The following is a 13800-nucleotide window of genomic DNA, read 5'->3' as shown; positions in this document are numbered from 1 at the left end:
AGGATTCCCCTTTCGTCTCCCGGCGCGGCCGGGGTGGCGGCCAGGAGACGAACGGGTACCTCACGGCGGCGATGCCATGCCGGAACCGCCCTCAGCGCTTGGCGACCAGATCCGCCGGGAACGCCCCCGCCTCCAGCGCCGCCCCTAGGAACACGGTGCCGAGCTCGGTGAGGCGCTCGACGCCCGCCGCGCCCAGGTGCTCGTAGGGCGCCCGGTCCAGGCGGTCCGTCTCCGCCTCGATGTCCCGGCGCAGCGCCACACCGGCCTCCGTCAACTCGCCCTCGCCGTCGAGCAGTCCGCGCCCGCGCAGCCGCTCCACGGCGGCGTCCCACTCCTGCCGGCTCCAGCCGCGAGTGGAGAGCACCCACTTCGGGGCGATGCCCTTGCCGGTGGCGGTGTGGGTCACCATCGCTTCGAGGCCGTCGAGTTCGGCGCCGAGCAGCACGGTGAGGTGCCCGTCGCCGCGGTGCTCGCGCAGCAGCGTCGCCGCGTACCAGTACGCGAGGTGCGGCTCCTCGGGGACCGGCAGATCCGCGTGCGCCGAGTACAGCGGACGCGCGGTGCGCGAACAGGCCTCGGTCGCGCGCAGCGCGAGCCCGGCGGCTTCCGCCATCTCCGGCGAGGCGACGGCTTCCTCGCCGAGGAGCCTGTGCAGCGTCGAGTCGACGGCGCGCATGCGGGCCCCGAGCACCTCCCTGGGCGCGGCGGTGCTCCACACCGCGGGCACGTGCTCCGCGACGAGCTCGTGCTTGTAGTTGTAGAAGGCGGCGGTCACGGTGCCCGCGCTCACGGCTCCGAGAGCCGCCGCGCGCACCGCGAAGTTCACGGCGCTCGGATGGGTGACGCCGAGCCCGGCCATCTCCCGTGTCACGTCCGGCGAGAAGTAGTGCGTCGAGTGCAGCGAGTTGAGCACGTTGTGGCAGCGGCGCCCGGCGCGCGGGTGCGGCGCGGCGGCCGAGGGCGAGGTCGTCGAAAAGGTCATGGGGGAACGGTACCTACTGGTCGGTACGGAGCCGCGAGTGGTCACCGCCCATGGCAGTAAAAGTGGGGTACTCGTCATTGCGGCCATCGCGCGCGAGGCCAAGAATCGGGGGCATGGAGCAGCGAACCGTTCTGGTCGTCCTCTTCGAAGGGGTCCAGAGCCTCGACGTCACCGGCCCCGTGGAGGTCTTCACGGGCGCGGGACACTGCGTCGGCGACCCCGACGGCGGGTACCGCATCCGCACCGCCTCCCTCGACGGCGCTCCCGTACGGACGTCCAGCGGCCTCACCCTGGTCCCCGACTCCGCCCTGGCCGACGCCCCCGACCCACACACGCTGCTCGTCCCGGGCGGCGCGGGCACGCAGCCCGCCGACCCGGGGCTGATCGACTGGCTGCGTGCCCACGGCCCCCGTGCCCGGCGCCTGGTGTCCGTCTGCACCGGCGCCCTCCGCCTCGCCGAGGCGGGCCTCCTGGAGGGCCGCCGGGCGACGACGCACTGGGCGTACTGCGCCAAGCTCGCCAAGGAGCACCCGGGCATCGAGGTCGACCCGGACCCGATCTACGTACGCGACGGCCATGTCGCGACGTCCGCCGGGGTAACCGCCGGCATCGACCTCGCCCTGGCGCTCGTGGAGGAGGACCTGGGCCGCGCGGTGGCGCTGACCGTCGCCCGCTATCTGGTCGTGTTTCTGCGGCGCCCGGGAAACCAGGCGCAGTTCAGCGTCCAGCTCTCCGCACAGACCGCGCGGCGCGAGCCGCTGCGCGAGGTCCAGCAGTGGATCACCGAGCACCCGGCGGACGACCTGTCGGTCGACGCGCTCGCCGCCCGCGCCCGCCTCTCGCCCCGCCACTTCGCCCGCGCCTTCCAGGCCGAGACCGGTCTGACACCGGGCAAGTACGTCGAGCGTGTCCGCGTCGAACACGCCCGCAGGCTCCTTGAGGACACGTCCGACGGGGTGGAGGAGGTGTCACGCGCGTGCGGCTACGGCACGCCGGAGGCGATGCGCCGCGCCTTCGTCAAGACGCTCGGCGCGGCGCCCGCGGAGTACCGCCGCCGCTTCCGCCCCGCCCTGACACCCACCGCCCTGACACCCACCGCCCCGACACCCACCGCACAGGCCCCCACCACACAGACCGGCACGACCACCACTCACCGACACGGATAGGGACACCATGCAGATAGCCATCGCCCTGTACGAGCGTTTCACCGCCCTGGACGCGATCGGGCCGTACCAGACGCTGAAGGACCTCCCCGGCGCCCAGACCCTCTTCGTGGCCGAACAGGCGGGACCGGTGCGCGACGACAGCGGCACCCTCGCGCTCGTCGCCGACAAGACCTTCGACGAGGTCCGGCGCCCCGACATCGTGGTCGTCCCCGGCGGCCCCGGACAGAGCGACCAGATGGAGAACGAGGCACTCCTCGGCTGGCTCCGCGCCGTCGACGCCACCACCACCTGGACGACCTCGGTGTGCACCGGCTCGCTGGCCCTCGCCGCCGCCGGGCTCCTCACGGGCCGCCGCGCCACCTCGCACTGGCTCGCCCTGCCCGAACTCGACCGGCTCGGCGTCAAGTCGACGGGGGAGCGCGTCGTCTTCGACGGCAAGTACGTCACCGGAGCCGGTGTCTCCGCGGGCATCGACATGGGGCTCACGCTGGCCGGCAAGATCGCGGGCGACGAACACGCGCAGACCGTACAGCTCCTGACCGAGTACGACCCGCGGCCGCCCTACGACGCAGGTTCCCCGGAGAAGGCACCCGCGCACATCGTGGCGAGGTTCCGCGACAAGAGCCGCTTCGATCAGTAGCGGCCGCGGCGGGTTTCATCCGGCGGGCACGCTCCACGTGAAGCGCGGCTGCCTGCGCTCCAGGAAGGCGGCGACACCCTCGGCGGTGTCGCCGCTGCCGCGCGCCTGCTCCGCCCAGTACGCGTCCCGGTCGGTGCGCCCCGCGGTGAACTCCTTGGCCGCCGCCTGCGTCAGCTGCGAGCGCGACGCGAGGACGCGGGCGAACTCCGCGACACGCTTGCCGAGGCCGCCCGCGGGCAGCACCTCGTCCACCAGACCGGTGCGCAGCGCCCGCTCCGCGCCGATCAACTCGCCCGAGAAGAGCAGGTACTTGGCGGTGGCGGGCCCCACCAGCGAGACCAGGCGCCGGGTGGACGACGCCGAGTAGACGATGCCGAGCTTCGCGGGCGTGATCCCGAACGAGGCGTCCTCGTCCGCGAACCGCAGATCGCACGCCCCCGCCAGCTGACAGCCGCCGCCCACGCAGTAACCCCGCACCGCGGCGAGCGTCGGCTTGGGAAAGGCCGCGAGCGCGTCCTCCGCCCGCACCGCCAGATCCTGCGCGGTCCCGGCCGACTCCCGCAGCGAGGAGATGTCCGCGCCCGCGCAGAAGGTGGAGCCCTCACCGGTGAGCACGACGGCGCGCACGGCCGGGTCGGCGGCGAGCCCCGCGAACAGCGGCGGCACCTGGCGCCACATGCCGGCGGTCATGGCGTTGCGCTTGGCCGGATGATCGATGACGACGGTGGCGACGCCGTCCGTGACGGTGTGCCTCAGCTGCGGCTCCATGCGCCGGATGCTATCCGCACCCCTCGAACGTACGATCAAGAAGGGGGCCGCCGAGCGATACGGAGACGCTGATGGCCCGACGCAAGGACGCCAAGCCCCCAACGCGACAGAGCGCGACCGACGGGGCCGAGGGCGCCCGTCTCAACCGCGGTTTCGGCTGGCTGGCGCTGCTGGGCGCGATCCTGGCGGCCGCCGGGATCGTCGGCCTCGTCTACACCGGCGTCGCCACGCTGACCTCCATGCTGCTGTTCGGCTGGCTGCTGCTGATCGGCGGCAGCGTCGGCCTGCTGCACGCCGTCCAGTCGCGGGGCAGCAGCTTCTTCTGGCTGGGCGTGGTGGTCGCGGCCCTGAACCTCGCGGCGGGCGTCGTGATCATCCGCAGACCCGACGTGGCGGCGGAGGCGCTGACCATGTTCGCGGCGCTCCTCTTCCTGACCGGCGGGGTGTTCCGCCTGGTCGGCAGCCTGGTGGTGCGCGGCCCGCCGTTCGCCCTGACGCTGCTGCAGGGCGCCTTCGGCCTGCTGATCGGCGTCCTGGTCCTCGCCGAGTGGCCCAGCAGCAGCCAGTACGTCATCGGCACCTTCTTCTCCCTGGCGCTGCTCTTCGACGGCCTCGGCCTGATCGCCACCGGCGTCGGCGGCCGTCGCATCGTCAGCCTCGTACAACCTGAAGAAACCGTGAAGCGGGAACAAGGAGGGCAGGACCAGTCGTACGGCTGACGCCGTCATGCGCCTGCGATCAATTCACGTCGATAACCGCTGACTTCTGGTCAGTAGCGCGGTCCGGACCAGTACGTTCCCAACACTCGTTGTGTGGTGACAATCGAGCGCGAGGGCGGCGACCGGACGATGGCGGACGACGGGAGGGGCTGCGGCCCACTCCCCCGGGGTGATGGAAGGGTGCCCTACGAAGGGGTGTGGCGCTTCACCGCCCCGGCCGTGGACGCCTCCGTCCCCCAGGCACGGCACGCGGTACGCGATCTGCTGGCCCGGCAGGGCGTACCGGCGTCGGACGACCTCATCCAGGGCCTGCTGCTCATCGTCTCCGAGCTGGTCACCAACGCGGTGCGCCACGCCGCCCTCCTCTCGCCGATGCTCGCGGTGGAGGTCGCGGTCGGCGCCGAGTGGGTGCGGGTCTCCGTCGAGGACAACCATCCGTACCGTCCGACGGCGCTGGTGGCGGACCACGGGCAGACGGGCGGCCGCGGACTGCTCCTGGTCCGCGAGATCACGCTGGAGGCGGGCGGCACCTGCGACGTCGAACACACCGCGAGCGGGGGCAAGGTCATCTGGGCGGCCCTGCCCCTGAAAGCCGACGGAGGCTAGGCGCTGCCGGAACCCAGGGCCGGACGGACCGGCCCTGACGCCCTGGTGGCTACCAGCCCGCGGAGGGCCCGGTCAGCTCCCTGATCGCGGGCCGCGCCGCGTCCAGCACGGTCATGAACCACGCGGAGAACGGCCCCTTCTCGTGCCGCGCCGCCAGCTCCTCGGCCGTCACGAACACCGTCTCGCCCACCTCGGAGGGGTCCGGGCGCGGCGGCGACTGGACCATCCCCACGAAGAGGTGGTTGAACTCCTGCTCCACCAGGCCCGAGTCCGGGTCCGGGTGGTTGTAGCGCACGGTGCCCGCCTCGGCGAGCAGCGAGGGCGAGACCCCCAGCTCCTCGTAGGTGCGCCGGGCGGCGGCGGCGAACGGCGCCTCGTCCGGGTAGGGGTGGCCGCAGCAGGTGTTCGACCAGACGCCGGGGGAGTGGTACTTGCCGAGCGCGCGCTGCTGGAGCAGCAGCCGGCCCTGCTCGTCGAAGAGGAAAACGGAGAACGCCCGGTGCAGCTGCCCGGGCGCCTGATGCGCGGAGAGTTTCTCCGCTGTGCCGATCGTCCTGCCGTCCTCGTCGACGAGTTCCAGCAAGATCGCTTCTCCGGTGCCGTTCGACGAACTGTTCGCCGCGGTGGCAGGTGTGATCGGCATACCCATCCTTCGCTTCGGTCTTCGAGCCTCAAGTCTGCCGTACGTTCCGGACACTCCAGGCACTCCGGGACCCGCATGTCCCGGCGCGTGGAAGGCACGCCGGGACACGCGAAGGACGCCATCGACGAAAGCGTCCGGAGGGCCTCAGACCCCGAAAGCGGCCGGATACTTGATCGTGCCCTGCGGCAGCGGCGCGGAATCGTCCGGCTCGTTCAGGACCAGCGCCATCATGGCCTCGTCCGGAACGTCGAACCCTGGCCGGATCCCGTATCCGGAAGCGGGCCGGAAACCGAACCTCGGGTAGTACGCCGGATGCCCGAGCACGAGGACGAGCCGCTCCCCACGCGCGCGTGCCGCGTCGAGCACCGCGCGGACGACGGCCGAACCGGCCCCCGTCCGCTGGTGGCGCGGCAGCACGGCGACGGGCGCGAGAGCCAGCGCGGGCGCCCCGTCCACCCGGCAGCGGGTGATCAGCGCGTGCGCCGCGACCGAGCCGTCCGGCGCCTCGGCGACGTACGACAGACCGGGAAGCCAGGCCTCCGGGTCCGCGCGCAGGGCCTCGACCAGATCGGCCTCCGCCCCGGTCTCGAAGGCGGCGGCGTGCACGGCGTGCACGGCGGCGATGTCCACGGCGCTCTCCGGCCGCGTCGGCCAGGACTCCGCGGGCCGCAGGACGTAGCCCGTGTAACCGAACTCCGCCCCGTGCTCGCGTCGCATCGCCAGCTCCGCGCGGGTGGCGGCGAGCGCCTCGGCCATCCCGGGCGAGCCCGGGTCCGCCGCGTCCGTGCGCGCGGCCAGCGGCCCGTAGTACTCGTCCCAGTCGGACTCGGGCTGCGGGTGCACGCCCAGCACGGAGTAGCCGGCGCCGGTGGCGGCCCGCGCGTTCTCCTCGCTCGTACGCAGCGAGTAGTGCTGCTCCCAGAAGGCGCGCGCCGCGGTGGACGGCTCGGCGGTCGTCCACTCGCACTCGGTGACGACGAGCGCCCCGCCGGGTGCGAGCAGCCGGCGCCAGGCGCGCAGGGCGGTGTCGAAGCCGATGCTGTAGGCCGAACTCTCGGCCCAGACGAGGTCGAACGAACCGTCCGGGTAGGGGAGTTCGGCCATGTCGGCCTTGACTGTGGTGATCGATCCGGTGAGCCCGCGCTCCTTCGCGGAAGCGCGCAGCTCGTCCAGGAACGGCTCGTGCAGATCGACGGCGGCCACCTCGGCGCCGGCCTCGGCGGCGAGCAGGAGCGCGGCCCGGCCGGGCCCGCAGCCCAGGTCGAGCACGCGCGGCCGCTCGGGCAGCGCGCCCGCGAGGGAGAGCAGCCGGCGGGTGGTGTCGTCGGAGCCCGGACCCTGCCGCGGAAGGCCGTGGTGCAGGGCGAAGAAGGCGTCGGTGACGGAAGAGTTGTCGGTCAACGTGGGAAACCCTTGAGTGAGGGGCCCGCGGACGTACGAGAAACGTCAGGCGCGAGCCCGGGAAGTGGGGACGCACGTGTCGCCGCGCAGAGCAGCGTCGGCCGCGACAGTCATCAACCCACCTCCTACGGAACTCAAGAACTCGGGCCAATGTAGCACTGTCAGTGATCCAGCACTGTCAGTGATCCAGCACTGTCAGTGATCCAGCACTGTCAGTGACACAGCTTCGCCTCGTGCTCCGCGTGGCCGCTCGGTTCCAGCTGGAACGTGCAGTGCTCCACGTCGAAGTGGTCGCCCAGGCAGCCCTGGAGCTCGTGCAGCATCTTCTCGTGGCCGATCGAGTCGAGGGCGTCGGAGCTGACGACCACGTGCGCCGAGAGCACGGGCATGCCCGAGGTGATCGTCCAGGCGTGCAGGTCATGGACCTCCTCGACGCCCGGCAGGCCGAGTATGTGGGCCCGCACCTCCGCCATGTCGACGCCCTTGGGCGCCGACTCCAGCAGGACGTTCAGGGTCTCCTTCAGGAGCTTGACCGTACGAGGGACGATCATGACGCCGATGACGAGCGAGGCGATCGGGTCCGCCGCCTGCCAGCCGGTGAGCATGATCACGGTCGCCGAGACGATGACCGTGACGGAGCCGAGCGTGTCCGCCACGACCTCCAGAAACGCGCCGCGCACATTGAGGCTGTCCTTCTGGCCGCGCATCAGCAGCGACAGCGAGACCATGTTCGCGACCAGGCCGAAGGCGCCGAAGAAGACGGCGAGACCGCCCTGTGTCTCGGCGGGTGTGATGAACCGCTCGACCGCCTCGTACAGCACATAGCCGCCCACACCGAGCAGCAGCAGACAGTTGGCGAGCGCGGCGAGTATCTCGGCGCGGGCGTAACCGAAGGTGCGGCTCTCGGTGGGCGGTCTGTTCGCGAAGTGGATGGCGAGCAGGGCCATGCCGAGCCCCAGCGCGTCCGTCGCCATGTGCGTCGCGTCCGCGATGAGCGCGAGCGAATCCGCCATGACGCCGCCCACGATCTGGGCGAACATCACCGTGATCGTGATGGCGAGCGCTATGCGGAGCCGTCCCTTGTAGGCGTTGGCCGCCGTCCCCGTGGCCGGTGCCCCGTGCGTGTGTCCATGATCGTGCCCAGCCCCCATGGAGCCCGCCTCCCGTGTCGGTCATCGGTCTGCTGTTCGGTGGTCGCGCGACCACAGTGAACTACGGGTGGGGGGTATCTGGCAACGCGGCACTGAACACCGTTGTCATCTCCCTGACCTGCGAAAATGGCAACGATTGCCGTCAAGGGGAGAGGTGGGTCAAGGGGCGCAGGTCAGGGCCCCGCGACGATCACCCGCGGGCGCGGTTTGGAGGGGCGGCCTTCCATCCACCATGATGATCGCGAAGGCCGAGGCCCTCGCAGGCCGCCCTGAGAGCCTGTGTCATACACCCCGGCCGGGGTGTATGACACAGGCTCTATCGGGGCGTGAACGGGTGGTGAACGCCCGCTTCTCATCATCCGATAGCCTCTGCCGACGTGCCGCCCGGCCGCCATGGCCAGGGGCGCCCCCTCTTACGCACGTGCCCGGCGCGAGCCGCGCCGGGAATCAAGGAGTGAGTTCGTCTGTCGACCGCCATCCTCACCGGTCAGCCGGTCCCCGGGTCGCCACTCGAAGGCGATCTGCGGTCCCTCGGCTTCGACGTGCGGGTCGCCTCCGACGCGGCGGACGCCGAGACGCTGCTCGCCGCCGTACCGGGCGACCAGCGGGTCGCCGTCGTCGACGCGCGCTTCGTCGGCCACGTCCACGCGCTGCGCCTGGGCCTCACCGACCCCCGCTTCGCCGTCTCGGCGGTGCCCGGCGCCGTCACCGCCAAGCCGGAGGCCCGCAAGGCCCTGACGCGCGCGCTGCGGACCGGCGCCGCGACCACCGGCGGCGCACCGGCCCCCGCCGCGCTCCCGGACTCCATCGCCGCGGCCATGGAGGCCGACGCCACGGAGTCCGGGACCACGGACGTGCACCGCCCCGAGCTGGGCACCCTCGTCGCCACCGTCCCCACCGACCCCCAGACGCGCAACGAAGCGCGGCAGGCCGTCGCCGCCGTCGACGACGAGGCCGTACGCCTGCGCACCGCGGTCAAGTCGCGGGACGGCTTCTTCACGACGTACTGCGTCTCCCCGTACTCCCGCTACATCGCCCGCTGGTGCGCCCGCCGGGGCCTGACCCCGAACCAGGTCACCACCGCCTCCCTGCTCACCGCCCTGATCGCGGCGGGCTGCGCGGCCACCGGCACCCGCGGCGGCTTCGTCGCGGCGGGTCTGCTGCTGATCTTCTCCTTCGTCCTGGACTGCACGGACGGGCAGCTCGCCCGCTACTCCCTGCGGTACTCGACGCTCGGCGCCTGGCTGGACGCGACGTTCGACCGCGCCAAGGAGTACGCCTACTACGCGGGTCTCGCACTCGGCGCGGCCCGCGGCGGCGACGACGTATGGGCGCTGGCGCTCGGCGCGATGGTCCTCCAGACCTGCCGGCACGTCGTGGACTTCTCCTTCAACGAGGCGAACCACGACGCCACGGCCAACACCAGCCCCACCGCGGCCCTCTCCGACAAGCTCGACAGCGTCGGCTGGACGGTCTGGGTACGCCGCATGATCGTGCTGCCCATCGGCGAGCGCTGGGCCATGATCGCCGTGCTCACCGCGGTCACCACCCCGCGCGTCACCCTCGTCGTGCTGCTCATCGGCTGCGCGCTCGCCGCCTGCTACACCACCGCGGGCCGTGTCCTGCGCTCGCTGACCCGCAAGGCCACCCGCACCGACCGTGCCGCCGGAGCCCTGGCGGACCTCGCCGACAACGGCCCGCTGGCCTCGGCCTTCACCGCGCTCAAGCCGGGGGCCTGGCTGCGCGCCGCCCCCGTGCTCGCCTTCGCCGGCGCCGCCGCGCTCGTCGGCACGGCGCTGAGCAACCCCTACGGCAGCCCTGTGGTCGTGGCCGCCGCCGCGCTGTACATCGCCCTGTCGGGCCTCGCCCTGGTCATGCCCCTCAAGGCCCCCCTCGACTGGCTGGTCCCGCCGTTCTTCCGCGCCGCCGAGTACGGCACGGTCCTGGTCCTGGCGGCCAAAGCCGATGTGAACGGGGCGCTTCCGGCGGCTTTCGGGCTGGTGGCCGCGGTCGCCTACCATCACTACGACACGGTGTACCGCATCAAGGGCGGCACCGGCGCGCCGCCGTCCTGGCTGGTGCGCGCGATCGGCGGCCAAGAGGGCAGGACCCTCCTGGTCGCACTGGCCGCAGCCCTGCTGCCAGCCACAGATTTCACCGTCGCGCTCACGGCACTCGCCGTGGCCGTGGCACTCGTGGTGCTCGTCGAGAGCATCCGCTTCTGGGTCGCCGCCGAGAAAAAGGGCGCACCCGCCGTACACGATGAAGGAGAACCCGCATGATCGGCCTCGTGCTGGCGGCCGGCGCCGGACGGCGTCTTCGCCCTTACACGGACACCCTGCCCAAGGCCCTGGTGCCCGTCGACGGCGACACGACCATCCTCGACCTGACGCTCGGCAACTTCGCCGAGATCGGTCTGACCGAGGTCGCGATCATCGTCGGCTACAAGAAGGAGGCCGTCTACGAGCGCAAGGCGGCCCTGGAGGCGAAGTACGGCCTCAAGCTGACGCTGATCGACAACGACAAGGCGGAGGAGTGGAACAACGCCTACTCCCTGTGGTGCGGCCGTGACGCGATCAAGCACGACGTGATCCTCGCCAACGGCGACACGGTGCACCCGGTCTCCGTCGAGAAGACGCTGCTCGCCGTCCGTGGCGACGGCAAGAAGATCATCCTCGCCCTCGACACGGTGAAGCAGCTCGCCGACGAGGAGATGAAGGTCATCGTCGACGGCGAGAAGGGCGTTCAGCGGATCACCAAGCTGATGGACCCCTCCGAGGCCACCGGCGAGTACATCGGCGTCACCCTCATCGAGGGCTCCGCCGCCGACGAGCTGGCCGACGCCCTGAAGACCACCTTCGAGCGCGACCCCGACCTCTACTACGAGGACGGCTACCAGGAGCTCGTCAACCGCGGCTTCCAGGTGGACGTGGCCCCGATCGGCGACGTCACGTGGGTCGAGATCGACAACCACGACGACCTCGCCAAGGGCCGGGAGATCGCGTGCCAGTACTGACGAGGCTCATCCCCTCGCCGGTCGTCGTCGACATCCGGCCGGGGGCGCTCAACGACCTGGCCGGTGTCCTCGCCGACCAGCGGATCTGCTCGTCGACCGGCAAGCTCGCCATCGCCATCAGCGGTGGCTCCGGTGCGGTCCTGCGGGACCGCCTCATGCCGTCGCTGCCCGGCGCCGAGTGGTTCGAGGTGGGCGGCGGCACCCTCGATGACGCCATCAAGCTCGCCGACGCCATGAAGAAGGGCCGCTACGACGCGGTCGTCGGCCTCGGCGGCGGCAAGATCATCGACTGCGCCAAGTTCGCCGCGGCGCGCGTCGGCCTGCCGCTGGTCGCCGTCGCGACGAACCTGTCGCACGACGGCCTCTGCTCGCCCGTCGCGACGCTCGACAACGACGCGGGCCGCGGCTCGTACGGCGTGCCCAACCCCATCGCGGTCGTCATCGACCTCGATGTGATCCGTGAGGCACCTGTCCGTTTCGTCCGCTCCGGCATCGGCGACGCCCTCTCCAACATCTCGGCGATCCGGGACTGGGAGCTCGCCGCCCGCGAGCGCGGTGAGGACATCGACGGCCTCGCGGCCGCCATGGCGCGCCAGGCCGGCGAGGCCGTGCTCCGCCACCCCGGCGGCGTCGGCGACGACGCCTTCCTCCAGGTCCTGGCCGAGGGTCTGGTCCTCACCGGTATCGCGATGTCCGTGTCGGGCGACTCCCGCCCGGCGTCCGGCGCCTGCCACGAGATCAACCACGCCTTCGACCTCCTCTACCCCAAGCGCGCCGCGAGCCACGGCGAGCAGTGCGGACTCGGCGCGGCCTTCGCGATGCACCTGCGCGGTGCCCGCGAGGAGTCGGCGTACATGGCCACGGTGCTGCGCCGCCACGGCCTGCCCGTGCTGCCGGAGGAGATCGGCTTCACCGTGGAGGAGTTCGTGAAGGTCGTGGAGTTCGCTCCGCAGACCCGCCCCGGCCGCTACACGATCCTCGAACACCTCGACCTGTCCAACGACCAGATCAGGGACGCATACGCCGACTATGCAAAAGCCATCGGTAGCTGAGCTCCGCCCGGTTGTTCACCCCCCGGGGGTGAAGGACCGGCGCAGCGGCGAACACTGGGCCGGCCGGCTCTACATGCGTGAGGTCTCCCTGCGCATCGACCGGCACCTGGTGAACACGCGGGTCACGCCCAACCAGCTGACCTACGTGATGACCGTCGCCGGCGCCCTCGCCGCCCCGGCCCTGCTGGTGCCGGGGATCACGGGCGCCGTGCTCGGCGTGGTCGCGGTCCAGCTCTACCTGCTGCTCGACTGCGTCGACGGCGAGATCGCCCGCTGGAAGAAGCAGTACTCGATGGCCGGTGTCTACCTGGACCGGGTCGCCGCCTACCTGTGCGACGCCGCGGTCCTGGTCGGCTTCGGTCTGCGCGCCGCCGACCTCTGGGGCTCGGGGCGCGTCGACTGGCTGTGGGCCTTCCTGGGCACGCTGGCCGCCCTCGGCGCGATCCTGATCAAGGCCGAGACCGACCTCGTCGGCGTCGCCCGCCACCAGACGGGCAAGGAACCGGTCAAGGAAGCGGCGTCCGAGCCGCGCTCCTCCGGGATGGCGCTGGCCCGCAGGGCCGCCGCCGCGCTGAAGTTCCACCGGTTGATCCTCGGCGTCGAGGCGTCCTTGCTGATCCTGGTCCTCGCGATCGTGGACCAGGCCCGGGGCGACCTGTTCTTCTCGCGCGTCGGCGTCGCGGTCCTCGCGGGCATCGCGATGCTCCAGACCCTGCTCCACCTCGTGTCCATCCTCGTATCGAGCAGGCTGAAGTGAACAGCCCGAGCACTCCGGCAGAGAAGCTGAAGGTCGGCGCCGTCATCATCACGATGGGCAACCGGCCGCAGGAACTGCGCGCCCTCCTCGACTCGGTCGCCAAGCAGGACGGCGACCCGGTCGAGGTGGTCGTGGTCGGCAACGGCGCCCCCGTGCCCGAGGTCCCCGAAGGCGTACGCACCGTCGAACTGCCCGAGAACCTCGGCATCCCCGGCGGCCGCAACGTCGGCATCGAGGCCTTCGGCCCCGGCGGCACCGACGTCGACATCCTGCTCTTCCTGGACGACGACGGCCTGCTGGCCCACACGGACACGGCGCGGCTCTGCCGTGAGGCCTTCGCCGCCGACCCGGAGCTCGGCATCATCAGCTTCCGCATCGCGGACCCGGACACGGGGGAGACCCAGCGTCGCCACGTGCCGCGCCTGCGGGCCTCCGACCCGATGCGCTCCTCGCGCGTGACGACGTTCCTCGGCGGCGCCAACGCCGTCCGTACGAAGGTCATCGAAGAGGCGGGCCCGCTTCCCGGCGAGTTCTTCTACGCCCATGAGGAGACGGACCTCGCCTGGCGCGCGCTCGACGCGGGCTGGATGATCGACTACCGGTCCGACATGGTGCTCCTGCACCCGACGACCGCCCCCTCCCGGCACGCGGTCTACCACCGCATGGTGGCCCGCAACCGCGTCTGGCTGGCCCGCCGCAACCTCCCCGCGCCGCTCGTCCCGGTCTACCTCGGCGTCTGGATGCTCCTCACCCTCGCCCGGCGCCCCTCGGGCCCGGCTCTGAAGGCCTGGTTCGGCGGCTTCAAGGAGGGCTGGACCACGCCCTGCGGGCCGCGCAAGCCCATGAAGTGGCGTACGGTGTGGCGGCTGACGCGACTGGGCCGACCTCCTGTCATCTGA

At 71.8% G+C, this 13800-nt stretch carries 14 protein-coding genes; 9 read left to right on the top strand and 5 right to left on the bottom strand.

Annotated features, from left to right (window positions below; genetic code table 11):
- Nucleotides 1-91: 91 nt before the first annotated feature.
- Nucleotides 92-982, bottom strand: a complete 891-nt coding sequence (locus ACWDZ7_RS03745) for an SCO6745 family protein (protein ID WP_451794525.1) — start codon at nt 980-982, stop codon at nt 92-94.
- 113 nt (nt 983-1095) lie between these two features.
- On the opposite strand from ACWDZ7_RS03745, the gene ACWDZ7_RS03740 reads away from it, so the two are divergent.
- The gene (locus tag ACWDZ7_RS03740) at nt 1096-2148 is read left to right on the top strand and encodes a GlxA family transcriptional regulator (RefSeq protein ID WP_451794523.1); all 1053 of its coding nucleotides are present in this window, start codon (nt 1096-1098) and stop codon (nt 2146-2148) included.
- 7 nt (nt 2149-2155) lie between these two features.
- Nucleotides 2156-2788: a DJ-1/PfpI family protein gene (locus tag ACWDZ7_RS03735; RefSeq protein ID WP_451794521.1), complete on the top strand. Its 633-nt coding sequence runs from the start codon at nt 2156-2158 to the stop codon at nt 2786-2788.
- Nucleotides 2789-2803: 15 nt separating this feature from the next.
- On the opposite strand, the gene ACWDZ7_RS03730 is transcribed toward ACWDZ7_RS03735, so the two are convergent.
- Nucleotides 2804-3556 (bottom strand): enoyl-CoA hydratase/isomerase family protein, encoded by a 753-nt coding sequence (locus ACWDZ7_RS03730; RefSeq protein ID WP_451794519.1) that lies wholly within the window; start codon nt 3554-3556, stop codon nt 2804-2806.
- A gap of 71 nt (nt 3557-3627) precedes the next feature.
- Here ACWDZ7_RS03730 and ACWDZ7_RS03725 point away from each other — a divergent pair, with 71 nt between their 5' ends.
- Together ACWDZ7_RS03725 and ACWDZ7_RS03720 are read left to right on the top strand one after the other, a co-directional pair.
- Complete coding sequence (locus tag ACWDZ7_RS03725; RefSeq protein ID WP_451794517.1) at nt 3628-4275, top strand: HdeD family acid-resistance protein; 648 nt, start codon at nt 3628-3630, stop codon at nt 4273-4275.
- Nucleotides 4276-4404: 129 nt separating this feature from the next.
- Entirely contained in the window at nt 4405-4881 is a 477-nt protein-coding gene (locus ACWDZ7_RS03720) for an ATP-binding protein (RefSeq protein WP_451794770.1), read from the top strand.
- A 49-nt stretch (nt 4882-4930) separates the two neighbouring features.
- On the opposite strand, the gene idi is transcribed toward ACWDZ7_RS03720, so the two are convergent.
- The 3 genes from idi to ACWDZ7_RS03705 form a co-directional block, all read right to left on the bottom strand.
- On the bottom strand, nt 4931-5524 hold the full coding sequence (gene idi / locus ACWDZ7_RS03715; RefSeq protein ID WP_451794515.1) for an isopentenyl-diphosphate Delta-isomerase: 594 nt from the start codon (nt 5522-5524) through the stop codon (nt 4931-4933).
- 144 nt (nt 5525-5668) lie between these two features.
- On the bottom strand, nt 5669-6925 hold the full coding sequence (locus ACWDZ7_RS03710; protein WP_451794513.1) for a GNAT family N-acetyltransferase: 1257 nt from the start codon (nt 6923-6925) through the stop codon (nt 5669-5671).
- A 212-nt stretch (nt 6926-7137) separates the two neighbouring features.
- Nucleotides 7138-8076: a cation diffusion facilitator family transporter gene (locus ACWDZ7_RS03705; RefSeq protein ID WP_451794511.1), complete on the bottom strand. Its 939-nt coding sequence runs from the start codon at nt 8074-8076 to the stop codon at nt 7138-7140.
- A gap of 464 nt (nt 8077-8540) precedes the next feature.
- On the opposite strand from ACWDZ7_RS03705, the gene ACWDZ7_RS03700 reads away from it, so the two are divergent.
- Genes ACWDZ7_RS03700 through ACWDZ7_RS03680 form a run of 5 tightly spaced genes read left to right on the top strand, consistent with a single transcriptional unit; the run spans nt 8541 to nt 13800 of the window.
- Nucleotides 8541-10358, top strand: coding sequence for a DUF5941 domain-containing protein (locus ACWDZ7_RS03700; RefSeq protein WP_451794768.1), 1818 nt, complete (start codon nt 8541-8543; stop codon nt 10356-10358).
- Nucleotides 10355-11092 (top strand): phosphocholine cytidylyltransferase family protein, encoded by a 738-nt coding sequence (locus tag ACWDZ7_RS03695; RefSeq protein WP_451794509.1) that lies wholly within the window; start codon nt 10355-10357, stop codon nt 11090-11092. The genes ACWDZ7_RS03700 and ACWDZ7_RS03695 overlap by 4 nt, the downstream gene beginning before the upstream one ends.
- The gene (locus ACWDZ7_RS03690) at nt 11080-12144 is read left to right on the top strand and encodes an iron-containing alcohol dehydrogenase family protein (protein WP_451794507.1); all 1065 of its coding nucleotides are present in this window, start codon (nt 11080-11082) and stop codon (nt 12142-12144) included. Before ACWDZ7_RS03695 ends, ACWDZ7_RS03690 begins: the two co-directional genes overlap by 13 nt.
- Nucleotides 12122-12901 (top strand): CDP-alcohol phosphatidyltransferase family protein, encoded by a 780-nt coding sequence (locus tag ACWDZ7_RS03685; RefSeq protein WP_451794505.1) that lies wholly within the window; start codon nt 12122-12124, stop codon nt 12899-12901. Before ACWDZ7_RS03690 ends, ACWDZ7_RS03685 begins: the two co-directional genes overlap by 23 nt.
- A 26-nt stretch (nt 12902-12927) precedes the next feature.
- Nucleotides 12928-13800: a glycosyltransferase family 2 protein gene (locus ACWDZ7_RS03680; RefSeq protein ID WP_451794766.1), complete on the top strand. Its 873-nt coding sequence runs from the start codon at nt 12928-12930 to the stop codon at nt 13798-13800.

This window comes from Streptomyces sp. NPDC003032 (assembly GCF_053591415.1).
The sequence above is the reverse complement of the archived record's forward strand: the minus strand, read 5'-3'. Positions and strand labels throughout refer to the sequence as shown.